Source organism: Amycolatopsis samaneae (assembly GCF_039541975.1).
Taxonomy (GTDB): domain Bacteria; phylum Actinomycetota; class Actinomycetes; order Mycobacteriales; family Pseudonocardiaceae; genus Amycolatopsis; species Amycolatopsis samaneae.
In genome coordinates, this window is the sequence record NZ_BAABHG010000005.1 from 535,221 (window position 1) to 558,748 (window position 23,528).

Below are 23,528 nucleotides of genomic sequence, written 5' to 3' on the forward strand. Positions count from 1 at the left end.
CCTGACGACGACGATGGGCGGGCTCGACGCGCTGAGCTGCGATGAAGAGCTCACTCCGCAGGCGGCGGCCCTGCTCAGTATGTCCAGCGTCGCAACCGCGGCCGCGTTCTCCCTACTGCGGTCCGCGCATCCCGAGAGTCTGCGGTCCTCTGCACTCGGGGGCAAAAGCCCAGCTCGTCCGTGCACACGAGTTCGGACATTGACATATGCATTTAACTGGTAGGACTCCCGGAAGCGCGCACCGTGCCCGCCCGGAGAGCGTCGTCGATCTCGGTCTCGCGGTACCCGGCCGAGGTCAGCACCTCCCGGGTGTCCTCTCCCGCCGCGTGGGGCGGGCTGGTGGCCCGCCCCGGGGTGCGCCCGAGCTTGACCGGGATGCCCACTCCCCGATAGCCGTCGAGCTCGACGATCATTTCGCGGTGGCGGGCCTGGGGGCTGTCCATCGCCTCGGCGACGGTGTGCACGGGTGCGGCGGGGACGCCCCGGGCGAGCAGGCGGGTGCCCAGCTCCTCCCCCGCCCAACAGGCGATGCGGGCGCCGAGGACGCCGCGGAGTTCGTCGGCGTGGTGGACCCGGTCGGTGTTGGTAACGAAGCGGGGGTCTTCGGCGAGTTCGGGGGCGCCGAGGACGTCGACGAGAGCGGCGAACTGGCGGTCGTTCCCGGCACCGATGAACAGCGGGCCGTCCCGGGTTTCGAAGTTCTGGTAGGGCGCGATGGACGGGTGCGCGGAACCGGCGCGTGGCGGTACGACACCGGTGGCGAGCCAGCTCGCGGAATGCGGGTGGAGCAGGCTGATCGCGGTGTCGAGCAGCGCGCAGTCCACGAGCTGGCCGAGTCCGGAGGTCTCGCGTTCGCGCAGGGCGAGGAGGATCCCGGAGAACGCGAACAGGCCGGTGACGCTGTCGACGAGCGGGACGCCGACGCGGACGGGTGGCCCCTCGGCCTCGCCGCTGACGTACATCAGGCCGCCGTACGCCTGGAGCACTGCGTCGTAGCCGGGCAGGCCGCCGAGTGGGCCCTCGGTGCCGAATCCGGTGATACGGCAGTGGATCAGGCGAGGCCAGCGCGCACGGACGACCTCGTCGGGGAAACCCCATTTCGCCAGCGTTCCCGCCTTGAAGTTCTCGACGAGGACGTCGGCGTCGCCGAGCAGGCGGGCGAGGATGTCGCGGCCGGCGTCGGCGGCCAGGTCGAGCACGATGTTCTTCTTGTTGCGGTTCAGGTTCGTGAAGTACGCGCTGGTGCCGTCGACGGCGAAGGGCGGGCCCCAGCCGCGGGTCTCGTCGCCGCCCGGGGGCTCGACCTTGATCACCTCGGCGCCGTGGTCGGACAGCATCTGGGTGCAGTACGGGCCGGCGAGGACCCGGGAGAGATCGAGCACCCTGAGCCCGTCGAGCGCGCGGGCCGTCATCAGTAGGACCTCGGCAGCCCGAGGACGTGCTGCGCGACGTAGTTCATGATCATCTCCTGACTGATCGGCGCCAGCCGCAGCAGGCGGGCCTCCCGGAAGTACCGCTCCACGTGGTATTCCCGCGCGTAGCCCATGCCGCCGTGGGTCTGCACCGCGGCGTCGGCGGCCTGGAAGCCCGCGTCGGCGCACAGCCATTTCGCCATGTTCGCCTCCTTGCCGCAGGACAGGCCCCGGTCGTAACGCCAGGCGGCGTTGCGGGCCATGAGTTCGGCGGCGTCGAGCCGGGTCGCCGCCTCGGCGAGCGGGAACGCGATGCCCTGGTTGCGGCCGATCGGGCGGTCGAACACGACGCGCTCGTTGGCGTACCGGACGGCGCGGCGCAGTGCCGCGCGGCCGATGCCGAGTGCTTCGTGGGCGAGCAGGATCCGTTCGGGGTTGAGGCCGTCGAGCAGGTAGCGGAAACCCTGTCCCTCCTCCCCCACCCGCGCCGATTCCGGGACGCGGAGACCGTCGATGAACACCTCGTAGCAGTGCACGGCGTTGCGGCCCATCTTCGGGATCGCGCGGAGCTGGACGGCGTCCGAGTCGATGTCGACGAGGAACAGTGACATGCCGTCCGTGGGCTTCTCGACCTCCTCACGCCGGGTGGTCCTGGCGATGAGGACCATCTTCTGCGACTGGCCCGCCTTGGTGATGAACACCTTGCGGCCGTTGATGACGTACGAGTCGCCGTCGCGGCGGGCGAAGGTGGTGATCCGGGTGGTGTCGGTCCCGGCGTCGGGTTCGGTGACGCCGAAGCACACGTGCAGAGAGCCGTCCACGGCCCGGGGCAGGACTTCGCGCCGCAGCTGCTCGCTGCCGTGCTTGACGATCGTGTTGAGGCCGAAGATCGTCAGGTGCATCGTGCTGCAGCCGTTCATCGCCGCGCCCGAGGCGGCCACCTCTTCCAGCAGCAGGGCGGCCTCCATGACGCCGAGCCCGCCCCCGCCGTACTCCTCGGGGATCGCCATGCCGAGCCAGCCCGCGCCGGCGAAGGCGTCGTAGAACTCGCGCGGGAACGTGCCCCGCTCGTCCTTGTCCGCCCAGTAGTCGTCGGGGAACTTCGCCGCGAGCTCGCGGACCGCGCTGCGGATGAGCTCCTGATCGTCGGTCAGCTGGAAATCCACGAACTCGCCTTCCGATCGTCCGTATTTACGAACCCGAATCCGGATTTACGGCCAACGTAAGCCGAGTATTCGCTGGGGTCAAGGGATCATGGCCGAGCATCACGTACGCTATGGTTCGTATATACGAACGCACGGGAGTGCCGATGAACGAGTCCGCCGCCAGGGAGCACCGCACGGTGAGCCGTGTGACCGGCATCCTGGAAAGCGTCGCCCGCGAGGGCGGGGCCCGGATGCACGAGCTGGCCACCACCCTCGACGCGCCGAAGTCCTCGGTGTTCGGCCTGGTGAAGGGCCTGGTGTCCACCGGCTACCTGGTGGAGGACAACGGGACCTATCGGCTCGGCCCGGCACTCGGGAACCTCATCCCGGCCGGCGGGCCGGACGTCGTCGCGGCCGCCCGGCCCAGCCTGACGGATCTCCGCGCGCGATTCGACGAGACGGCCACCCTCAGCACCGGCGCGGGCGACGCGCTGATCTACGTCGACACCGTCGAATCCGGGCAGCTCATCCGCTACTCCCCGCCCCTGCGGGTCCGGCGCCCGCTCTATCCGCCGAGTGCGGGCAAGGTGTTCCTGGCCTACCTGCCCGAGCGGCGGCGCGAGGCGTACCTCGCCGACGTGCTGCCCGCGGACCGGATCCCGGCGGCCCGCGCGGAACTCGACCTCGTCCGCGCCGAGGGTGTCGCCTTCAACCGCGGCGAAACCCTGCCCGACGTCAGCGCGGCGGCCCGGCCGGTCCTGGTGGACGGCCTGCCCGCCGCCGTCATCGCGGTCGCCGGGCCGACCTCCCGCATCCTGGACCGGTTGCCCGCGATCGCCGAGGCGCTGGTCGACGCGACCGCCGCGGCCGCGAGCCTGCTGGCCGGTCGATCCACGCGCCCCTTCGAAATCACGCCTTCTGCTTGACCGGGCAATATCCGGTTTCTTCGCCGATGGAATTGATTTCCGCGTTCGCACGCAGATCTCCCGCGTAGTCGATCTGATTGGTGCACCGGACGCCCGGCGCTTTCTTGACCGGTGGGCAGTGACCGGTTTCTTCGCCGATCGAGTTGATTTCCGCGTTCGCACGCGGATCACCCGCGTAGTCGATCTGGTTCGTGCAGCTGACACCCGGCACTCCCGCCTCGTCCCTGCCGTTCGACGGCGCCGGTTTCGGCGTCGTGGCGGCGGTGCTCCTGCCAGGCGGCGGCGCCGAGGTGGGCGTCGTCGGCGCGGCACCCGTCGCCGGTGTGCTGGCCGCGGCGACCGGCGCCTGGCTGGTCGTCCCGGTCGCCGCCGTGTTCGTGTTCCCCGTGCAGCCGACCATCAAGAATGCGATCGCGCCGATTCCGACGGCACCGGCAACGCGACTGATTCCCACTGTTTTCTCCCCCTGTGATTCGCCGATTCCCGGCTTCTACCAAGGAAGACGTACCAGGCGCGCGGTGGTTGCCCCCGGTCTCGCGGATTGTCAGGGTTCGAGATCGGTCACTCCCCTGCCGGTCGTGATGTCGAACGGCACGGAAACCTGGTCGTGGGCGATCAGCCAGCCGTCACCGGTTTTCCGGAAACCGAAGGTGCCCCGAACCCACATGCCGCGTGTCGTCGTCCCGTTCCGCAGCGTGCCGCTGAGCCGCCCGAAGCAGTGCCCGAACGCCACTTCGTCCCCCACCGTGAGATGGAGATCGCGGACCTCGTAGGCGACCTCCTCGAAGAGCCTGAACGCGTTCACCCAGTTCTCCAACTTCGCCGCGATCCCGACGTGCTGGAGCGGCGGCTCGACGTCGAAGGACACGACGTCCGCGGTGTAGAGCCGCTTCAACCCCTCCAGATCCTTCGCCCGGATCCCTTCGACGATCCTGCCGACGTGCTGCCTGAGCTCGGCCTCGTCGATCTCGCGTTGCACGGACATCGTTCCCCTGCCCTTCCTTCGGTACGGCCCCGTGCGATACGACGACACAGCCCGCCGGATTGTCAGGCGGCGGGTGATTGTCCGAGGACGCGTCGTTCGTCTCGGGGCCGCCCTTCGACTGATCCTGAAGCAGACGAACTCAGCGGTAACTGCGCGGAGCAGCTACTTCAGCGCTAGAATCGAACATATGTTCGCCAGCGAGGATCCCGCGACCACGTTCACCGACCTCGACTCCTACCTGGACATTCCACGGGCCGCCGGGCTCTGGCTCTCGCCGGACGGCCGGCGGCTGGTGATCGGCGCCGCGACCCCCGATCACACCCGCGACCGCTTCGTCACGGCGTTGTGGGAGATCTCCCCGGACGGGACCCGCCCGGCGCGGCGCCTGACCAGGAGCGCCGAGGGCGAGTCCGGCGCGGCGTTCACCCCCACCGGCGACCTGGTGTTCGTCTCGGCACGCCCGCATCCCGTCACCGGGGCGACCACCGCCTCACCGTGGCTGCTGCCCGCGCACGGCGGAGAAGCCCGGCCGCTCGCCACCCCGCCCGGAGACGCCCGTGGCGTGGTCATCAGCGAAACCGGCACCGTCGTGTTCGGCTCGCCGGCACCCTCCTCGCCCGAGGCCGGGGAGGCACGCGCCGCCGCGCGGGTGTCGGCGATCCTGCACGAGCGGTTCCCGATCGGCTTCTGGGACCACGACCTCGGCCCGGAACGGACCCGGCTGTTCGCGGCCGGGCTCACCGGCGCCGAACAGCCGCTCCCGCTCACCGACCTCACCGGTCACGTCGGCCGGGCACTCGACGACGAGACCGCCTGGGACCTCAGCCCCGACGGCCGCACCGTGGTCACCAGCTGGGCGGCGGGCGAGCCCGGCGGCGCCCAGCGGCACACCCTCGTCGCGATCGACGTCGCGACCGGGGAGCACCGGGTCCTGCTGGACGATCCCGCGTACGCCTACGACCTTCCCCGTGTTTCACCGGACGGGACGCGGGTCGCGGTCGAGGTCCTGGCGCGGGCCACCCCCGGCGAACCAGAGGACCGTTTCCTGGGCGTCGTGCCGCTCACCGGCGGTGCCCTGCGGCCGCTCGCCAGGGACTGGGACCGCTGGCCCCGCTCCCCGCACTGGACTCCGGACGGCGCGACGCTCCTCGTCACCGCCGACGACCACGGCCGCGCGCCGCTGTGGCGCGTCGACGTCGGCACCGGGGCGATCGACCGGCTCACCGGCGACCACGGCACGTACACCGACTTCCGGGTTTCCCCGGACGGGCACTGGGTCTACGCCCTGCGCGCGGCCATCGACAGCCCGCCCTCCCCCGTCCGGATCGCGCTCGACGACGGCTCGATCGACCCGCTGCCGAGCCCGGCCGAAACCCTCAACGTCGACCTCCGCCTGCCCGGACGGCTGGAGGAGGTCACCACGACCGCCGACGACGGCACCCCGCTGCGCGCCTGGATCTCCGTGCCCCACCAGGCTTCCGCCGACGCCCCCGCACCCCTGGTGCTCTCGATCCACGGCGGCCCGCACCTGTCGGCCAAGACGTGGAGCTGGCGCTGGAACCCGTGGCCCGCCGTCGCCCGCGGATACGCCGTGCTCCAGCCCGACTACGCGCTCTCCACCGGATACGGCGCCGAATTCGTCCGCCGCGGCTGGGACCGGCGCGCCGAAACGCCCTACCGCGACCTGATGACCGTCACCGACGCGGCGCAGCGGCGCCCCGACATCGACCGCGATCGCGCCGCCGTGACGGGCGCGTCCTACGGCGGTTACCTCGCCAACTGGATCGCCGGGCACACCGACCGCTTCGCCGCGATCGTCAGCCACGCGTCCATCTGGGACTTCGACCGGTCGGCAGCCACCGCCGACCTCGCCTACCTCAAGCACGGGCAATGGGCCGGCGAACCACCGAAGGACTCGCCGCACCGATTCGCCGGCGCCATCACCACCCCCATGCTCGTCGTCCACGGTGACCGCGACCGCCGTGTCCCGATCGGCAACGCGCTGCACCTGTGGTGGGACCTGTGCGCACGGGCGACCGGCGACGGCTCCGGGCCGCATCGCTTCCTCCGTTTTCCCGACGAAGGCCACTTCATCGAGAAACCGAACAACGCCAAGGTCTTCTACGAGACGCTGTTCGCCTTCCTCGGTCACCACGTGCACGGTCTCCCGTGGGAGCCACCCGCATCGCTCGGCTGACTCGGCTCGGCGACGAGCCCCGGTCAGCCGGCTCGCCGATCGATCGTCTCGATGGACAGCCACGGCCACGACCCGGTCCATCGCTTCAGCGTGCTCGCCGACGGTCTCGCCGTCGTGCGCAGGTTCGCTTGCGGGCGGAAGTGGACGGTTGTCCCGGTCGTACCGTCATCGGCGACCAGGATCAGCTCGGTAACCGGGACGCCGTGTTCGTAACGCTGGATCCACGAGCCGTCGTGGCGCCGGTTGGTGTGCACGAGCCACTCGCTCAGCGCCGCGACGACGGACATCCCCCGGCGCGGGTGGCCATCGGGAAGCAGCTGAGCGCCGGGAAAGTCGAAGAACCGCACGTCCCTCGTCGCCATGACCGGCTTCTTTACGGTCCGTCCGTGGTCATCGACACGAATGGCGGTGCCCCGTCCGTTGTCCGCCACGCACACCGAGCCGTCGGGGTACAGCGTGAGGGTGGCTCGTCCGCCCGCGTTGCTCTCGGCTTCCTCGGCCGCGTAGGCGAGAACCTCGAGGATCAGATGTCCGAGACCGCCAGGCGCGCATTCCGCCGGGTTCCGGCGAATGCCCGCCAGGTGATCGGCGTCCACGGTGGCCGCCCAGTCGTGCGTCGCGTTCCGCCCCGGAACCGCTGATTCGCTCATCCTTGAGTCGTTTCAGTCGGCCGGAGGGACGAATCGTCGTGCGCTCAACCGATCCAGAATGCCAAAACCGGAGCCGTATATACCGTTATACACTCTATGGTGCCAACCGCCCGGGAATCCACTGTGGACATCTTCGCCACCGCGGGGGCGGCGCCGGTCGTGCTGCTCGTCCGACCGGGAACGGGCAGCACGACCGGCCGAGGTCAGGCCCCGGTCAGGCCGCGGCGCTTCAGCAGCGGCTCGATCTCCGGGTCACGGCCGCGGAACGCGCGGAACGCCGCCATCGGGTCGACGCTGCCGCCCCGGCCCAGCAGCTCACGCCGGAAATGGTCGCCGTTCTCCCGGCTCAGGCCACCGTTCTCGGTGAACCACTGCACGGTGTCGGCGTCCAGGACCTCGCTCCAGATGTAGGAGTAGTAGCCTGCGCTGTAGCCGCCGCCGAAGACGTGGTTGAAGTACGTCGTGCGATAGCGCGGCAGGACACTCTCCAGCGCGACGCCCGCCTTCACGAGCGCGTCGGCCTCGAATCCCTGGACGTCCTCCACCCGGTCGTCCACCCCGAGCCCGTGCCAGGCCTGATCGAGCAGCGACGCCGCGAGGTACTCGGTGGTCGCGAAGCCCTCGCCGTACTGCTGCGAGGCCAGCAGCTTCTCCACCTGCTCGGCGGGCAGCGGTTCACCGGTCACGTGGTGCTTGGCGTAGTTCGCCAGCACCTCGGGCCAGAGCATCCACATCTCGTTGACCTGCGAGGGGTACTCGACGAAGTCCCTCGGCACGTTCGTGCCGGAGAACGTCGGGTAGGTCACCGAGGACAGCAGCGAGTGCAGCGCGTGACCGAACTCGTGGAACGCGGTCACGACCTCGTCGAAGGTGAGCAGCGTCGGCTCCCCCGCCGGCGGCTTGCCGACGTTGAGCACGTTCACCACGACCGTGCGGCGGTCCAGCAGCCGCGACTGGTCGACGAAGTTGTTCATCCACGCGCCGCCGCGCTTCGAATCGCGGGTGTAGTAGTCCATCAGGAACAGGCCGAGCGCGCTGCCGTCGGCGTCGAAGACCTCGAAGATCCGGACCTCCGGGTGGTACTTCGGCAGGTCGTCCCGCTCGGTGAAGCTCAGCCCGTACAGCTTGCCCGCGGCGTGGAAGACGCCGTCGACCAGCACCCGGTTCAGCTCGAAGTACGGGCGCAGCGCCTCGGTGTCGACCTCGAACCGGCTGCGCCGCACCTTCGCCGCGTAGAACGCCCAGTCCCACGGCCGCAGCGTCGCGCCCGGCTCGTCGGCCTCCAGCAGCTCCTGCAGCTCGGCGGCCTCGGCACGGGCGTTGGCCACCGCGACCGGGGCCAGCCGGTCGAGCAGGCCCACCGCGGCCTCGGCGGTTTTGGCGGTCTCGTCCGCGATGATGTACGCCGCGTGGTTCGGGTATCCGAGCAGCGCGGCCTTCTCCGCGCGCAGCCGCACCAGTTCCGCGACGACCGCGTTGGTGTCGAACTCGTTGCCGCGGTTGCCCCGGGACACCGACGCGGTGAAGATCCGCTCGCGCACCGCCCGGTTCTCCAGCGACTCCAGCGCGGCCTGGGCCGTCGGCAGTGTCAGGTTGAGGACGTACCTGCCGTCCTCGCCCCGCGCCACCGCGGCCTCGGCCGCCGTCGCGATCGCGCCCTCACCGAGCCCGGCCAGCTCCGCGACGTCCTCGATGACGACCGCGAGTTCGTTGGTGTCCTTGAGCAGATGCTGCTGGAACCGCGTCTGCAACGTCGACAGCTGTTCGTTCAGCTCGCGCAGCCGGGCCTGCTCCGCCTCCGGCAGCCCGGCGCCCGCGCGCGTGAAATCGGTGTGCCGTCGTTCGAGCAGCCGGAGCGACTCCGTGTCCAGGCCCAGCTCCTCGCGGCGCTCGTACAGCGCGCTGATCCGCGCGAACAGGCGCGGTTCGAGATGGATCGCGTCGGCGTGCGCGGCCAGCTTCGGCGCCATCTCGGCCTGGATCGCCTGGATCTCGTCGGTGGCGTTGGACCCGGCGAGGTTGTAGAACACGCTGGAGACGCGGTCGAGCAGCTCCCCGGCGCGTTCGAGGGCGACGATCGTGTTCTCGAAGGTCGGTTCGTCCGGGTTACCCGCGATCGCGTCGATCTCCGCGGTGTGCTCGGCCAGTCCCGCGTCGAATGCGGGGCGGTAGTGCTCGTCCGCGACGCGGTCGAACGGCGGCAGGGCGTAGGGCAGCTCGCTCGCGGTGGCGAACGGATTGTCCGGCGAAATCATCGGCGCAGGCTCCTGGTCGGTGTCGGTGTTGCCGCCACCCTACGGGCATCCGGGCGGGACCCGGCACGGCTTTCCGTAGGGGATCGCGGCGGCGGTTCACCGTCCGGTGGAGCCCCCGACGACGGCGTCGCTGGCGCCGGACGCCTTTTTCGCCTTGCCCTTCTTAGCCTTCGGCGCGGGCGGCACGAGGCCCGCGAGGTCCCCGCCGTGCTCGTTGACGCGGAGCACGAACGGGCGCGTCTCGGTGTAGCTGATCGCCGAAACGGACGCCGGGTCCACGACGATCCGCTGGAACGCGTCGAGGTGCTGGCCGAGCGCGTCGGCGAGGATCGCCTTGATCACGTCCGCGTGACTGCACAGCAGCCACACCGCGTGCGCACCGTGCGCGGCGGTGATCCGCGCGTCGTGCGCGCGGACCGCGGCGACCGCGCGGGCCTGCATCGCGGCGAGCCCCTCACCGCCGGGGAACACCGCCGCCGAGGCGTGCGCCTGCACGACCCGCCACAGCGGCTCCTTGACCAGTGTCTTCAGCTCACGGCCGGTCCACTCGCCATAGTCCACTTCGGACAATCCGGGCTCGACGGTCCGGTCCAGTTCCCTGGCCGAGGCCAGCGGTGCCAGCGTCTGCTTGCAGCGCAGCATCGGCGAGGTCACCAGGCCCGCCAACGGAACGCCGTCGAGCCGTTCGACCAGTTGGTCCGCCTGCGACCGTCCGGTCTCGTCGAGCCCGACCTTCGGCGTCCGCCCGGCCAGGATGCCCGAGCCGTTCGCCGTCGACCGGCCGTGCCGCACCAAAATCACCGTACCCACGAGCCCCACCCTACGTGCCGATCACCGGTACCGGACCCCGCAGGCTCAAACGCCCCAATGTGGCATTGGGTGCGTCCAGCGCACCGAACGCCACATTGGGGCGCATGTCCGCGGGGGAATTCCGGTCAGGTGTGGGCGGGACCGGCGTTCGGGTCCAGGACGCCGCTGAAGATCAGCAGGAACAGGATGAGGCCGAGCGCGACCCGGTACACCACGAACGGCACGAAGCTGCGCTTCTTGATGTAGGACATCAGCCAGGCGATCACCAGGTAGCCGACGCCGAACGCGACCAGCGTCGCGAGGATCGTCGGCCCCCACTGCGCCGCCTCGCCGTTCTTGCCGATGTCGGTCAGCTTGTACAGGCCGGAGCCGAACACCGCGGGCACCGCCAGCAGGAACGAGTACTCCGCCGCGTCCGCGCGGGTGTAGCCCATCAGCAGCCCGGCGCTGGTCGTGCCGCCCGACCGCGACACGCCGGGGATCAGCGCCAGCGCCTGCGCGAAGCCGAACCCGAGGCCGTGCGGGACGGTGAGGTGGTCGAGGTTCCGCCGCTGTTTCGCCACCCGGTCGGCGACCAGCAGGATGAGGCCGAACACGATCAGGGTCGTCGCGGTGATGCGCAGGTCGCGGAAGGAGCGGTCGATGGCGTCCTGCAGCAACAGGCCGAGCACCACGATCGGCAGGGAGCCGACGATGATCAGCCAGCCCAGCCGCGCGTCCGGATCGTGCCGCCACTCCTTCTTGTAGATCGAGAAGAACCAGGCCATCAGGATCCGGCCGATCTTCTTGCCGAAGTACAGGATGACCGCGAGCTCCGTGCCGATCTGGGTGACCGCGGTGAACGCCGCGCCCGGATCGTCCCAGCCCGCGAGCGCCGCGGTGATGCGCAGGTGCGCGCTGGAGGAGATCGGCAGGAACTCGGTCAGGCCCTGGACGAGGCCGAGTACCAATGCCTCAAACCACCCCATCAGGCCACCCCCGCCAGTTTGATCACCGGTTCCGCCGGTGCCGGGTTTCGTCCGATTCGCACGGAGGCAGACCCTAACGGGCCCTCCCACCGCGACACGTGCTCACCTTGGTCAAGAAGCGGGAGGTGCTGCGGCTAGGCTCGCGGGTCGTGGAAAAGCGACAGCTCGGCCGGTCGGGACTGCGTGTCTCGCGGATGGCCCTCGGCACGATGACCTGGGGCGGTGACACCGACGCCGAGGAGGCGGCCAGCCAGCTGGTCGCGTTCGTCGACGCCGGTGGGACGCTGGTGGACACCGCGGACATCTACAGCGAGGGCGAAGGCGAGCGGATACTCGGGTCGCTGCTGGGCGATCTCGTCCCGCGCGAGGACGTCGTCGTGGCCACGAAGGCGGTGGCCCGGCGCACCGACGGCCCGTTCGGCGGCGGCGCGTCCCGCGGCGCGCTGCTGACCGCGCTCGACGGTTCGCTGCGCCGCCTCGGCACCGACCACGTCGACCTGTGGCAGCTGCACGCCTGGGACGCCACGGTCCCGATCGAGGAGACCCTCGCCGCCCTCGGCCACGCCGTCACCAGCGGCAAGGCCCGCTACGTCGGGGTCTCGAACTACGCGGGCTGGCAGCTGGCCACCGCCGGGGCGCTGGCCGGCGCCGACGCGCCGATCGTGTCGACCCAGGTCGAGTACTCGCTGCTGGAACGCGGCGTCGAACGCGAGGTCGTGCCCGCCGCCGAGCACCACGGCATCGGCCTGCTGGCCTGGGCGCCGCTCGGCCGCGGGGTACTGACCGGCAAGTACCGCACCGGCACGCCCGCCGATTCCCGCGGCGCGTCGAGCGTCTACGCCGGCTACGTCGAGCATCACCGGACCGAGCGCGCGGCGCGGATCGTGCAGGCGGTCGCCACCGCGGCGGACGGCCTCGGCACCTCGCCGCTGGCCGTCGCGCTGGCCTGGGTCCGTGACCGGCCGGGCATGGTCGCGCCGGTGGTCGGCGCCCGCGACACCGGGCAGCTCACCGGATCGCTCGCCGCCGAGGACATCACCCTCCCACCCGCGATCCGGTCGGCGCTGGACGACGTCAGCACCCTCGAATTCGGCTACCCGGAGCGCTGGCCGCGGTGAGACGGGAGTACCGGTACCGGTGTGGCTTGGATGACCGTTGGGTGACGCGCACGTGACGCACAGGGCAAGGTGGAGGATGCTGGACGGGACCACGCACCGAGGAACACCAGGAGGCACCAACGTGAGTCGGCGCGCCGCCGTGTCACGGATCGCGATCCCGCTCGCCGGTGTCCTCGTGCTGACCGCGTGTTCCTCGGGCAAGCAGCAGTCCGACAGCCTCCAGGTGGTGGCGAACCCGGTGGCCGCGACGGCGGCGGTGTCCCCCGCCGCGACGGCGAAGCCCGCCGGCCAGGTCCTGACGGCGCCCTCGGTGGTGTCCACGGCCGTCGACGCCACCAGCCACAGCCTGGTCGTCGCCGTCACGGAGCCACCCTCGCTGCGGATCTACGACGTCACGGCGGCACCGGTCGAAAGGGCCACGATCCCGCTGCCCGCCCCCGCCGAGCGGCTCACCGCCTCGCCGGGGCAGGTCCTCGCGAGCATCCCGGGCAAGGGCCTGCTCGCCAGGGTCGCGCTGCCGGGCGGGCAGCTGACCACGACCCCGGTCGCCGGGCAGCCCGCCGCGGGGGTCGCCGACGGGCCGCGAACGCTCGTCGCGGTACGTGACCGGAAGGCGATCGAGGTCCTCTCCGACGGCAAGGTCACCAAGACGATCACCGGGGACCTCTACAGCGCCGACGACGTCGTGACCACGGGAACCGGCGTGGTGGTGCTGGACCGCCTGCGGACCGCGCTGCTGTCGGTGGACGTCGGCACGGGCAAGCTCGGCGCGGGCCTGCGGGCCGGTGAGGGGGCCGCCAACGCCGTCGCCGACGACTACGGCCGGGTCCTGGTCACCGACGCCCGTGCCGGCGCGCTGCTCGCGTTCTCGGCCGACCCGCTCCTGCTGCGTCAGCGTTATCCGGTGCCCGGCGGGATCTACGGCATCGCCTACGACGCCAAGCGTCACCTCGCGTGGGTCACGCTCACCGGCCGCAACGAGGTGGTCGGGTTCGACGTCCGCGGCGGCGAACCGGTCGAGAAGTTCCGGTTCCCCACCGTGCGTCAGCCCGACTCGGTCGGTGTCGACGACCAGGACGGCCGCGTGTTCGTCGGTTCGGCCGCCGGAGAAGGGATACAGGTGATCCAGCCATGACGACGGTCGACGAGGCGGTGGTCGAAGGGGACTGGGAATACCGCCGCCTGCGCCTGCCCCCAGGGGTTTCGCGGCGCGCGGCGGCGACCCAGCTCTCGATCCACGCGGAGTTCGCCGGCTGGGAACTGTCCAACGTCCGGCTCTACGCCGACGGTTCCCGCCGCATCTGGCTTCGGCGCAAACGCCAGCCCGCACTGGCCGGGCTCCCCGGCCTGATCACGTAGTCAGCCGAAACACGCGGCCAGCCACTCCTGCCAGCGCTTCTCCTCGGCCGTCGCGTCCGCACCGGGGGCGAACACGTGGTGCGAGGCCACCATCGGGCCGTGAAAGCCTTCCAGGAAGCGGTAAAGCGCGTCCGCGGTCCGGACTCCGACGTTGTGCGCGTTCACCGCGTACACCACGCCTTCGACCGGCCGCCCGCCGAGGTCGAGCCGCACCGCGTCCCCCTCCGACGGCCGCGCGCCCAGTCCCAGCGCGGCACCCAGCGTCGTCCACGCGCGGTCCCAGTCCGGCACCGGCGGCCCGAACGCGGTGACCGGCACCGCGTGCCGTCCCGCGAAGTACGTGAGGTACTCCACCAGCGTGCGGAAGAAGAACGCGCCGCCGGACGACATCGCCTCGAACTCGTCCTCCCAGTCGTCACCGGGCAGGAACCCGCTCGTGACGCAACGGACGACCGAACTGCCACCCGCCCTGCCCTCGATCAGGAACTCGTACGCGACGAAACGGCCGTCCGGCGCGGGTTCCCCGCCGTAGGCCAGCCGCTTCGACGGCTCCCATCCGGTGATGCCGAACTCCGGCCGGTAGGCCGCGAACGCCGTCGAGACGGTGCCGCCCTCCCCCGCTTCGACCTCGTTGCGGCCCATGAACCACGAGTCGATCCCCGGTCCGGTCGCGATCGCGTCCCACACCTGCTCCGGGGTCGCCTCGATTTCGGCACGGTCGGTCAGCTCGAATTCGTGGCCCATCAGGATTCCTCGCCGGTGGAGGTCTCCGGAGCGTCGGGGACGCTGGGGTGCACCGCGACCACCACGCGGTGCTTCCGGCCCTTTTCCGCGTTTTCGTCGTGGTATTTGCTCACGAGCGCGGTGACCGCGCTGGTGAGCTCCTCGGCGAACGCCGCGCGGTCGGCCGCCGAGGCGAACCGGATCTCGCCGTCCAGCGCGAACGTCGCGACACGCTTACGCGCCTTCGCCGCGCCGGTGAGCAGGATTCCGACGTCACGCACCAGCCGCCCCGCCACGGCCAGCAGCCAGCGCGCGGACAGCCGGTCCGGGGACTGCGCGGGGTCGGGCTGCACGGCGGCCAGCGCGGACGGCGAGATCACGTACGACGAGGCCGTCGCGCGCATCATCCGCTCGGTGACGTTGCCTTTGCGCCGCTCCTCCACCAGCTCGACGAGCCCGTGCTTTTCCAGCGCGCGCAGGTGGTAGTTGACCTTCTGGCGCGGCAGGTCGACCCGCGCCGCCAGCATCGTCGCCGACGCGGGCTCGGCCAGTTCGGCCAGCAGCCGCGCGCGGACCGGGTCCAGCGACACCTCGGCCGCCGCCGCGTCCTCGATCACCGCCACGGGAAACATGGCGCCATCGTGCCGCCGAAAACAGAAGTTGTCAAGAATTCTAGAACTGTCGGTAGGTCGTGTGCACCAGCGCGACAAGCCGCGGCAGCACCTGGGCCGCCGCCTCCAGCGGGAGCACGTGCCCCGCGCCGGGAAGGACCACCGAGGTGCCGTTTTCCAAGCCCCGCACCAGATCCTCGACGCCGGAAGCGGGCACGATCCGGTCCCGCTCCCCCACCATCGCGATCACCGGGAGATCCCCGACGAGCGCGAGCGCCGCGTCGCGCGCGTAGGCGTCGAGTGCCGGCCGGAACAGCGAAACGGTGTGCGGCCAGTTGCCGCGGATCATCTTCACGGTCAGCTCGACCTGTTCCGGGTCGGGATCGTCGCCGAACAGCCACCAGCGCAGCCCGGCGCTCACCGCGCGGCTGGTGTGCTCCCGGACCAGCCCGAACAGCTTCGAGCCCAGCACCATCTCCAGATCGCGCGCGAGCCTGCCCAGTGCGTTCGGCCACGCGGCGGAGGCCTCCGTCGCGAGCCCGCCCGACGAGGTGCCCAGCAGCACCAGCCCCGCCACCCGCTCGGCGAACAGGGCGTGGTGCCGCTGGGTGAGCGACATGATCGCCAGCCCGCCCATGTCGTGCCCGGCCAGGATCACCCTGCCCTCGGGCACCGCCCGGTCGACGATCTCCGCCAGATCGTCGCCGAGCTGCGCCATGGTGGCCGTCGCGCGCGACGCGCGGCCCGAACCGCCGTGCCCGCGATGGTCGTAGGTGAGCACCGCGACCGGCCGTTCGGTGGCCTCCGGGAGCACCGGGGCCAGCCGGCCCCAGCACCGCTGGTCCAGTGCGTACCCGTGCGCCAGCACGACCGTGACCGGCGCGCCGGGATCGCCCCTGCGCAGCAGGCTCAGCGGCGTCCCGTCGGCCAGCACGAAATCGGCCATCGCAGTGTGCTTCCGCCTCGCTCAGGACGCGCGGAGGAAGCGGTCGAGCACGCGGGTGCCGAACTTCAGCGCGTCCACCGGGACCCGCTCGTCGACGCCGTGGAACAACGCCGAGAAGTCCAGGTCGGCGGGCAGTTGCAGCGGTGCGAACCCGAAGTTGCGGATCCCCAGCTTCTGGAACGACTTCGCGTCCGTGCCACCGGAAAGCATGTACGGCAGGGTGCGCGCGCCGGGGTCCTCGGCCAGCACCGCGGCGGTCATCGCGTCGACCAGCGCGCCGTCGAAGGTCGTCTCGACCGGCGGCAACTCCAGCCACTCCTTCTCGATGTCCGGGCCGAGGATCTCGTCGAGCTCGCGGTTGAACGCCTCCAGCCTGCCGGGCAGGATCCGGCAGTCCACCGCCGCCTCCGCCACCGACGGGATGACGTTGGACTTGTACCCCGCGGTGAGCATGGTCGGGTTCGCCGTGTCGCGCAGCGTCGCGCCGATCATGCGGGAGATGTTGCCCAGCTTCGCGACCGCCCCTTCGAGGTCGTCCTCGGGGAAGTCCCAGCCGGTGATCTCGGTGACGCCGGCGAGGAACTCCTTCACCGAATCGGTGAGCACCAACGGGAACCGGTGGTTGCCCAGCCGCGCGACCGCCTCCGAAAGCTTCGTGACGGCGTTGTCGCGGTGGATCATCGAGCCGTGGCCCGCCGTCCCGCGCACCCGCAGCTTCATCCAGCGGATGCCCTTTTCCGCGGTCTCGATCAGGTAGGCGCGGACGTTGTCCTTCAGCGTGATCGAGAACCCGCCGACCTCGCTGATCGCCTCCGTGACGCCCTCGAACAGCTCCGGCCGGTTGTCCACCAGCCACTGCGCGCCGTAGGTGCCGCCCGCCTCCTCGTCGGCGAGGAACGCGAACACCAGGTCGCGCGGCGGCACGATGTTGTTCATCTTGTAGTGCCGGGCGAGCGCGAGGGACATGCCGACCATGTCCTTCATGTCGACCGCGCCGCGGCCCCAGACGTAGTCGTCCTGCACCGCGCCGGAGAACGGGTGGACCGACCATTCCGACGGATCGGCGGGCACCACGTCGAGGTGCCCGTGGATCAGCAGCGCCCCCCGGCCCGGGTCCGCGCCCGGCAGCCGCACGATGACGTTGTGCCGGTTCTTGCCGCCGGACTCGACGTAGGTGATCTCGTAGCCGGCGTCGGTGAGTTTCTCCGCGACGTACTCGGCGGCGGCCCGCTCACCGACCAGGGTGTCGGGGTCGCCGGTGTTGGTGGTGTCGATGCGGAGGAGCTCGCTGGTCAGCGTGACGGCCTCGTCCGCGGCGGCTTCGATCAGGTTCGGTTCACTCACCTGGCATTCCTATCATTCCCACCGCGGCCCGGCGCGGCGGTCGCACCGGGCGGGACGCCGCCCCGAACACTGCCTCCGGGGCCCTGGACTCGGCAGTCCCTTCCCGACATGCTCGGTGCGGGCGAACGAAGGGGCGGCGGATGGCGATACTCGGCGAACTCGTGGCGGGCCTGGCGAGCGGGAGCGTCGAGGTGGTCGATCTCACCACCCCGCTCTCGGAGCGGACCCCGGTCATCCGCCTGCCCGCCGAATGGGGCCAGCCCTGGCCGTTCAGCCGCGAGGTCATCAGCCGCTACGACGAGGCGGGCCCCGCGTTCTACTGGAACAACCTCCGGCTCTCCGAGCACACCGGCACGCATTTCGACGCGCCGGCGCACTGGCTGTCCGGCAGGGATCTCGACGACGTCGCCACCGTCCCTCCCGGACGGCTGGCCGGTCCCGCCGCGGTACTCGACCGCACCGAGCGGGTGGCGGCCGATCCCGGCTTCCTGCTCCGCCGTGAGGATGTCGAGGCCTGGATGGACGAACACGGGCCGCTGCCGGAGGACGGGTGGCTGCTCTACCGGACGGGCTGGGCCGGGCGCGCGCCCGAGGAGTTCCACAACGACGGCCGGTCCCCCGGTGTCGACGTCGACTGCGCGAAGTGGCTCGCCGAGGAGACGCCGGTGCTCGGCATCGGCGTCGAGACCATCGGCACCGACGCGGGCGCGGCCGCGATGTTCGAGCCGCCGTTCCCGTGCCACTGGTACTTCCACGGCGCCGGGAAGTACGGCCTGACCCAGCTGCGCAACCTCGACCGGCTGCCCGCGACGGGCGCGGTCGTCGTGGCCGCGCCGCTGCCGATCGTGGGCGGCTCGGGCAGCCCGGCCAGAGTACTGGCCTTCGTCGAACGCTAATGTGCACTGTGGACGATTTCGACCAGCGGCGCGCGCATCGGCGCAGCGAGGAACTCTTCCGGTACCACACCGAGGACCTCGACCGGCCGGATTCCTTCGTCCTGTTCGACAAGGAATGGGTGCTGCTGGACGGGGTGTTCTCCCCCGCCGTCACTCCGGCCACCCGGCTGTTCACCTCGTGGCTTCCCTATCCCGCCGGTGGCCGGTTCCTGGAAATCGGGCCCGGCGCCGGAGTCACCGCCGTCACCGCGGCGGTCTCGGGATGCGCGTCGGTGACCGCGGTCGACATCTCCCGCGCGGCCGTGGAAAACACCCGCCGCAACGCCGAACTCCACGGTGTCGCCGGGATCGTCCGTGCCCGGCACGGCGACCTGTTCGAGCCGTTGGAGGAGTCCGAGCGGTTCGACCTGATCTTCTGGAACTCCAATTTCGTGGAGACCGCGCCCGACGCGGTGAACGAGACCGAACTGCACCACGCGTTCTACGATCCGGGTTTCCTGGCGCACCGGCGTTTCCTGGCCGAAGCGCCCGGCAGGCTCGCCGAAGGCGGACGGCTCCTGCTCGGTTTCAGCGACATCGGCAGCTGGAAGTCCTTGCGGCGCCTGTGTTCGGAACTCGGCCTCGTCATCGACGTCCTGCGCACCGAACGCCTGGACCTCGACGACCCGGTCGAACTCCAACTCCTGGAACTGCGGCCCCGCTGACCGACCGGCACACCGCCGCTGAGGGTCAGCCGTGGCGCAGGCGGAGTTTGTGCTCGGCCGGCCGTCCGATCTCGACGAACCCGAGACGCTCGTAGAACGCCCGCGCCCGGACGTTGACCGTCAGCACGTCGAGGACGACCGGCAGGCCGTGCCCGGCCGCCTCCGCCAGCAGGGTCCGGACGACGTGCCCGCCGATCCCGCGCGACTGGTAGGCCGGGTGGACCTCGATCCGGCCGAGATAGACCGCCTCCGGCCAGGTTTCGACGATGAGCGAACCGGCGTCGACGCCGTCCGCGGTGATGATCTGGGTCCGCCCGGGCTCGAACCCGAACCGCGCCCGCTGCTCGGCCTCGTCCCAGCCCCAGATCTCCTCGACGTACGGGCCGAGGGTGCCCTCGTGCAGGCGGAAGCAGTACTCGGCGTCGGCGGAGGTGGTCTGGCGCAACGCGACCCGCAGTCCCGTACCACTCACGAAACCCTCGCTTCGGTCCACGCACGGGCGAGGATCTCGTCCACGGTCTCCTCCGGGGTCTGGTCCGAGGTGTCCAGCCAGAGCCCGAGCCGCGGCGTCTCCTCGCGCAGCACCTTGTCCAGCGCCACCACCGACCACGCGTCGTAGGCGTCCTTCGACCGCGCCCGCTCCCGCGCGACGACCGCCTCCGCGCTCGGGGCGAGCACCACGACCAGCAGGGGCCTCGCCGTGATCAGCGCCGCGGTCTCCGCGAGGTGCTCGCCGAGCACGACGTCCTGTGCCACGACGGTGAACCCGTCGCGGAAGTACTCGTCGCAGGTCATCGCCGTCAGCCGATACCGCGTCCGCAGCTGCCGCACCGCCTCGGCGGAGGGCTCCGGCGTCATCTCCGCCGCGCCGCCGACCACCATGCGGCGGAACAGATCGCCCCGGACGTGCGCGGACCGGGGCAGCCGTTCGGCCAGCCGCTGCGCGACCGTTGACTTTCCCGACGCCTGGATCCCGGTCACCAGCACGACGGCTTGTTCGTGGGGAGAACGCGAAGGATGCACGCGTCAGCAGTACCACATCCGCGCCGCGCTCAGCCCAGCGCGCGCCGCCCGCCACCCGCCGCCGCGTCGTGGTGGGCCACGGCCAGCCGCACCAGCTCCACCACGCGGGGATCCTCGACGAGGTAGACCTGCCGTTTGCCCTCCCGCCGCGACCGCACGAGACCGGCGAGCTTGAGCTTCGCGAGGTGGTGGCTGACCGTCGGCACGCTCTGCCCGACCTCGCCCGCGAGCGTCCCGACATCGCGTTCGCCGTCCGCCAGCAGCCACACCAGCTGGAGCCGTACGGTGGCCGAGAGCAGGCCGAACGTGGCCGCGGCGTCCTGGAGTACTCCCGGCGGCAGGGCACCCGGCGGGTCGGGCATGGATCGGAGAGGCAACGGACATCCTTTCGAGTGACTCTCCCAGGGTGACCTAGCACCCAACACTTGCGCAAGTGTTTGACTGAGAGGTCGTGGTCCGGTCTACTGTTACCGGTCGCGCCCGGCGGGGCGGCGATCGGGTCGCGCCGCGGGGCCGGCCCGAACCAGCGCGTACGGAAGGAGGTGAGCCGGGTGACCGGCGAAGGAAGTAGTCCCAGCGGCCACGCGGAACACCGGCCGGGGCCGGGAGGCACCCGGTAGCCATCTCCGGTCCGCGTGGACGACAACGTTGTCAGTACGGCAGCCATCTCCACCGACAGGACCGTTCTCATGGTGCGTACCTCCGAGCAGCACGCGGGCACCCCGGCCCCGGCGTCCCGCCCTCACGACGGGGACGCGCGGCTGGCCGACCTCGCCGACGCGCCGGTGCTGACCGTCTTCCAGAGTCTCGCCAGTTCCCCGAAGGGACTCACCGAGGCCGAAGCCGAGTCGAGGCTGGGCGAGCACGGCGACAACACCGAACCGGTGGCCACCGGGCACGGCCTCCTCGCGCACGCCCTCGACGCCGTCCGCAGCCCCTTCGTCGCGCTGCTGGCCGGGCTGGGCGTCGTGTTCGTGGTGCTCGGCGACCTGCGCGGCACCATCACCGTCGCGGTCATGGTGACGCTCAGCGTGGTGCTCCGGTTCTGGCAGCACAGCCGCTCCGACCGCGCCGTCCGCGCACTGCTCGGCCAGGTCGGGACCACGGTCACCGTCCGCAGGCGGGGCGACGCGTCCTTCCCGCCGCTCGACCGCGAAGTCCCCACCGCCGACCTGGTGCCCGGCGACGTCGTCCGGCTCGGGCCCGGCGACATGGTGCCCGCGGACCTGCGGGTCGTGGCCGCTTCCGATCTCGTGGTGGACCAGTCCGCGCTCTCCGGCGAGGGCCTGCCGGTCACCAAGCGCGTCCCCTCACCGCGCCCACGCCGCCTCCGCGCACCGGACCGCCCCGGACTCGTCGACGCTCCTTCGCTGTGCTTCGCCGGGACGTCGGTGGTGTCCGGCAGCGCCACCGCGGTCGTCCTCGCCACCGGCGCGCGGACCCACTCCGGGTCGCTCGCCCGCGCGACGGCGGCCCCGCGCGCGGTGTCGAGCTTCGACCTCGGCGTCCGCGCGGTCGGCTGGACCCTGATCCGCTTCATGCTCGTGATGGTCCCGATCGTGCTGGTGATCAGCGGGACGGTCACCGGCGACTGGCCGCAGGCGGTGATGTTCGCGGCCGCGGTCGCGGTCGGTCTCACCCCGGAGATGCTGCCGGTCATCGTCACGACGAACCTCGCGCGCGGCGCGTCCCGGCTGTCCCGGCGCAAGGTCATCGTCAAGCGGCTCAACGCCATTCAGGACCTCGGCGCGATGGACGTGCTGTGCGTCGACAAGACCGGGACCCTCACCGAGGACCGCGTCGCCTACGCCCACAGCGTCGATCCCGCCGGGCGCCCGGACGGGGAAGCCGCCGAGTACGCCTGTCTCGCCGTGCGGTTCCAGGACTTCCCGCACAACCGCCTCGACGAGGCCATCCTGCGCCAGCTCGCCGACCCCGAGGACGCGCTGCTCGCCGACGCGATGTTCACCGCCGTCGACGAGATCGCCTTCGACCCCGCGCGGCGCCGCGCCACCGTGATCCTGCGCGGCCCGGAGGACGGGCACCTGCTGATCACCAAGGGCGATCCCGACGACATCCTGCCCCGGTGCACGCACGCGCGGTCCTCGGGCGCGGTCGTGGAGCTGGACCGGGCCGGGCGCGCGCAGGCGGCCGACGTCGTCCGCGGATACGCCCAGAACGGGATGCGGGTGCTGGCGGTCGCGGCGAAACAGGGTGAGGCGCGGTTCGCCCCGTACGACGAGGACGACGAACGCGGTCTCGTCCTCGTCGGGTTCGTCGGGTTCGTCGACCCGGTCCGCGACGACGCCGCCGACGCCGTCCGCTCGCTGGAACGGCACGGCGTCGCCCTCAAACTCCTCACCGGCGACAACCGGTACGTGGCCGCGCAGGTGGCGGCGCTGGCCGGGATCCCGGTCGGCGAAATCGTGCTGGGCACCGAGATCGACGAAACCCGCGACGGCGAGTTGCCCGAGCTCGTCGCGAAGACCACCGTGTTCGCCAAGCTCACCCCGGCGCACAAGGCCAGGATCGTGGCCACGCTCAAGGACGCCGGACACGCGGTCGGCTTCCTCGGCGACGGCGTGAACGACGGGCCCGCGCTGCGCACCGCCGACGTCGGGATCGCGCCCGACACGGCCACCGCGGTGGCCAAGGACGCCGCAGACCTGATCCTGCTCGACCGCGACCTCGGCGTGCTCGCGCGCGGCGTGGTCGAGGGCAGGCGGACGCTGGGCAACACGCTCAAGTACGTGCACATCACCGCCGGGCAGAACTTCGGCAACGTGCTGACCGTCGTGCTGGCCGCGCTGTTCCTGCCGTTCCTGCCCATCCTGCCGATCCAGCTCGTGGTGCAGAACCTGCTCTACGACGCGGCGCAGCTCGCGCTCCCCTGGGACCGCGTCGACCGCCGTTACCTCGCGAAGCCGCGCCGCTGGGACGCGGCGGGCATGGTCCGGTTCATGCTGGTCTTCGGCCCGCTCAGCTCGCTGTTCGACCTCACCACCTTCGCCGTGCTGTGGTGGGTGTTCGACGCCGGCGGGCAGCCCGCGGTGTTCCAGACCGGCTGGTTCGTGGAGGGTCTGCTCACCCAGCTGCTCGTGGTCCTGGTGCTGCGGACCGCCGCGCCGCTGCGCGGCACCCCGCCCGCCACCGTCGTGGTGTGGGCGACCGCGGCCGCCGCGCTGACCGGCCTCGCGCTCACCCTGCCCCCGATCGCCGGCGCGCTGCGGCTGACACCGCCGCCCGCCGGGTACCTGCTCTGGCTGTTCCCGCTCGTGGGCGGCTTCCTGCTCGCCGCGCACCTGGTCAAGCGGACCTGGCTGCGCCGCTCGTCGGGCACCTGGTGGTAACGCCACCCGCCTGATCACTCCGTCCATACCAAACAGTCCACAACGAACAGTCCACTCCGGACCGTTCGCGGCCGGATGCTGCCCTTTTCCGATCACTGAAGAGAAG

The 23,528-nt window shown here is 71.3% G+C and carries 23 protein-coding genes; 8 read left to right on the forward strand and 15 right to left on the reverse strand.

Features of this window, described 5'->3' with window-relative positions; translation table 11 throughout:
* Positions 1–212 precede the first annotated feature (212 nt).
* Both ABD987_RS15940 and ABD987_RS15945 read right to left on the reverse strand, forming a co-directional pair.
* Complete coding sequence (locus tag ABD987_RS15940) at positions 213–1,412, reverse strand: CaiB/BaiF CoA transferase family protein (protein ID WP_345392994.1); 1,200 nt, start codon at positions 1,410–1,412, stop codon at positions 213–215.
* Positions 1,412–2,578: an acyl-CoA dehydrogenase family protein gene (locus ABD987_RS15945; protein ID WP_345392997.1), complete on the reverse strand. Its 1,167-nt coding sequence runs from the start codon at positions 2,576–2,578 to the stop codon at positions 1,412–1,414. The genes ABD987_RS15940 and ABD987_RS15945 overlap by 1 nt, the downstream gene beginning before the upstream one ends.
* Before the next feature lie 143 nt (positions 2,579–2,721).
* Between ABD987_RS15945 and ABD987_RS15950 the strand changes: the two genes are divergently transcribed.
* A complete protein-coding gene (locus ABD987_RS15950) occupies positions 2,722–3,483 on the forward strand; it encodes an IclR family transcriptional regulator (protein ID WP_345393000.1) in 762 nt (253 codons plus the stop codon).
* Here the strand turns inward: ABD987_RS15950 and ABD987_RS15955 are convergent.
* Positions 3,467–3,883, reverse strand: coding sequence for a hypothetical protein (locus ABD987_RS15955; RefSeq protein WP_345393003.1), 417 nt, complete (start codon positions 3,881–3,883; stop codon positions 3,467–3,469). The genes ABD987_RS15950 and ABD987_RS15955 overlap by 17 nt on opposite strands.
* 144 nt (positions 3,884–4,027) lie before the next feature.
* On the reverse strand, positions 4,028–4,468 hold the full coding sequence (locus tag ABD987_RS15960) for a YybH family protein (protein WP_345393006.1): 441 nt from the start codon (positions 4,466–4,468) through the stop codon (positions 4,028–4,030).
* 187 nt (positions 4,469–4,655) lie between these two features.
* Here ABD987_RS15960 and ABD987_RS15965 point away from each other — a divergent pair, with 187 nt between their 5' ends.
* Complete coding sequence (locus ABD987_RS15965) at positions 4,656–6,665, forward strand: S9 family peptidase (protein ID WP_345393009.1); 2,010 nt, start codon at positions 4,656–4,658, stop codon at positions 6,663–6,665.
* Positions 6,666–6,688: 23 nt separating this feature from the next.
* Here the strand turns inward: ABD987_RS15965 and ABD987_RS15970 are convergent, their stop codons facing one another.
* The 4 genes from ABD987_RS15970 to ABD987_RS15985 all read right to left on the reverse strand — a co-directional run bounded on the left by ABD987_RS15970 (position 6,689) and on the right by ABD987_RS15985 (position 11,348).
* On the reverse strand, positions 6,689–7,315 hold the full coding sequence (locus tag ABD987_RS15970) for an ATP-binding protein (protein ID WP_345393012.1): 627 nt from the start codon (positions 7,313–7,315) through the stop codon (positions 6,689–6,691).
* A 203-nt stretch (positions 7,316–7,518) separates the two neighbouring features.
* Positions 7,519–9,570 (reverse strand): M3 family metallopeptidase, encoded by a 2,052-nt coding sequence (locus ABD987_RS15975; RefSeq protein ID WP_345393015.1) that lies wholly within the window; start codon positions 9,568–9,570, stop codon positions 7,519–7,521.
* 96 nt (positions 9,571–9,666) lie between these two features.
* Entirely contained in the window at positions 9,667–10,380 is a 714-nt protein-coding gene (locus tag ABD987_RS15980; RefSeq protein ID WP_345393018.1) for a histidine phosphatase family protein, read from the reverse strand.
* A 125-nt stretch (positions 10,381–10,505) separates the two neighbouring features.
* Entirely contained in the window at positions 10,506–11,348 is an 843-nt protein-coding gene (locus ABD987_RS15985; RefSeq protein WP_345393022.1) for an undecaprenyl-diphosphate phosphatase, read from the reverse strand.
* A gap of 149 nt (positions 11,349–11,497) precedes the next feature.
* On the opposite strand from ABD987_RS15985, the gene ABD987_RS15990 reads away from it, so the two are divergent.
* The 3 genes from ABD987_RS15990 (at position 11,498) to ABD987_RS16000 (ending at position 13,825) form a co-directional block, all read left to right on the forward strand.
* Positions 11,498–12,466, forward strand: coding sequence for an aldo/keto reductase (locus tag ABD987_RS15990; protein WP_345393025.1), 969 nt, complete (start codon positions 11,498–11,500; stop codon positions 12,464–12,466).
* A gap of 121 nt (positions 12,467–12,587) precedes the next feature.
* Positions 12,588–13,601 carry a YncE family protein gene (locus ABD987_RS15995; RefSeq protein ID WP_345393028.1) on the forward strand — a complete coding sequence of 338 codons (1,014 nt, stop codon included), beginning with the start codon at positions 12,588–12,590 and terminating at the stop codon, positions 13,599–13,601.
* The gene (locus ABD987_RS16000) at positions 13,598–13,825 is read left to right on the forward strand and encodes a DUF5703 family protein (protein WP_345393031.1); all 228 of its coding nucleotides are present in this window, start codon (positions 13,598–13,600) and stop codon (positions 13,823–13,825) included. Before ABD987_RS15995 ends, ABD987_RS16000 begins: the two co-directional genes overlap by 4 nt.
* Here the strand turns inward: ABD987_RS16000 and ABD987_RS16005 are convergent, their stop codons facing one another.
* From ABD987_RS16005 to ABD987_RS16020, 4 genes are read right to left on the reverse strand one after another with little or no spacing between them, the layout of a single operon-like run.
* Complete coding sequence (locus ABD987_RS16005; protein ID WP_345393034.1) at positions 13,826–14,569, reverse strand: SRPBCC family protein; 744 nt, start codon at positions 14,567–14,569, stop codon at positions 13,826–13,828.
* On the reverse strand, positions 14,569–15,180 hold the full coding sequence (locus ABD987_RS16010) for a winged helix-turn-helix domain-containing protein (RefSeq protein WP_345393037.1): 612 nt from the start codon (positions 15,178–15,180) through the stop codon (positions 14,569–14,571). The genes ABD987_RS16005 and ABD987_RS16010 overlap by 1 nt, the downstream gene beginning before the upstream one ends.
* A gap of 40 nt (positions 15,181–15,220) precedes the next feature.
* Entirely contained in the window at positions 15,221–16,105 is an 885-nt protein-coding gene (locus ABD987_RS16015; protein WP_345393040.1) for an alpha/beta fold hydrolase, read from the reverse strand.
* A gap of 21 nt (positions 16,106–16,126) precedes the next feature.
* Positions 16,127–17,449: a M20/M25/M40 family metallo-hydrolase gene (locus ABD987_RS16020; protein ID WP_345393043.1), complete on the reverse strand. Its 1,323-nt coding sequence runs from the start codon at positions 17,447–17,449 to the stop codon at positions 16,127–16,129.
* A gap of 140 nt (positions 17,450–17,589) precedes the next feature.
* Here ABD987_RS16020 and ABD987_RS16025 point away from each other — a divergent pair, with 140 nt between their 5' ends.
* Positions 17,590–18,345, forward strand: coding sequence for a cyclase family protein (locus tag ABD987_RS16025; RefSeq protein WP_345393046.1), 756 nt, complete (start codon positions 17,590–17,592; stop codon positions 18,343–18,345).
* 8 nt (positions 18,346–18,353) lie between these two features.
* Positions 18,354–19,049 (forward strand): methyltransferase, encoded by a 696-nt coding sequence (locus ABD987_RS16030; RefSeq protein WP_345393049.1) that lies wholly within the window; start codon positions 18,354–18,356, stop codon positions 19,047–19,049.
* 25 nt (positions 19,050–19,074) lie between these two features.
* Here ABD987_RS16030 and ABD987_RS16035 read toward each other — a convergent pair whose 3' ends face one another.
* From ABD987_RS16035 to ABD987_RS16045, 3 genes are read right to left on the reverse strand one after another with little or no spacing between them, the layout of a single operon-like run.
* Positions 19,075–19,521, reverse strand: a complete 447-nt coding sequence (locus ABD987_RS16035; protein WP_345393052.1) for a GNAT family N-acetyltransferase — start codon at positions 19,519–19,521, stop codon at positions 19,075–19,077.
* Positions 19,518–20,072: an AAA family ATPase gene (locus tag ABD987_RS16040; protein WP_345393055.1), complete on the reverse strand. Its 555-nt coding sequence runs from the start codon at positions 20,070–20,072 to the stop codon at positions 19,518–19,520. Before ABD987_RS16040 ends, ABD987_RS16035 begins: the two co-directional genes overlap by 4 nt.
* Before the next feature lie 29 nt (positions 20,073–20,101).
* On the reverse strand, positions 20,102–20,449 hold the full coding sequence (locus ABD987_RS16045) for an ArsR/SmtB family transcription factor (protein ID WP_345393058.1): 348 nt from the start codon (positions 20,447–20,449) through the stop codon (positions 20,102–20,104).
* A gap of 312 nt (positions 20,450–20,761) precedes the next feature.
* Here ABD987_RS16045 and mgtA point away from each other — a divergent pair, with 312 nt between their 5' ends.
* A complete protein-coding gene (gene mgtA, locus ABD987_RS16050; RefSeq protein ID WP_345393061.1) occupies positions 20,762–23,422 on the forward strand; it encodes a magnesium-translocating P-type ATPase in 2,661 nt (886 codons plus the stop codon).
* Positions 23,423–23,528: the final 106 nt, after the last annotated feature.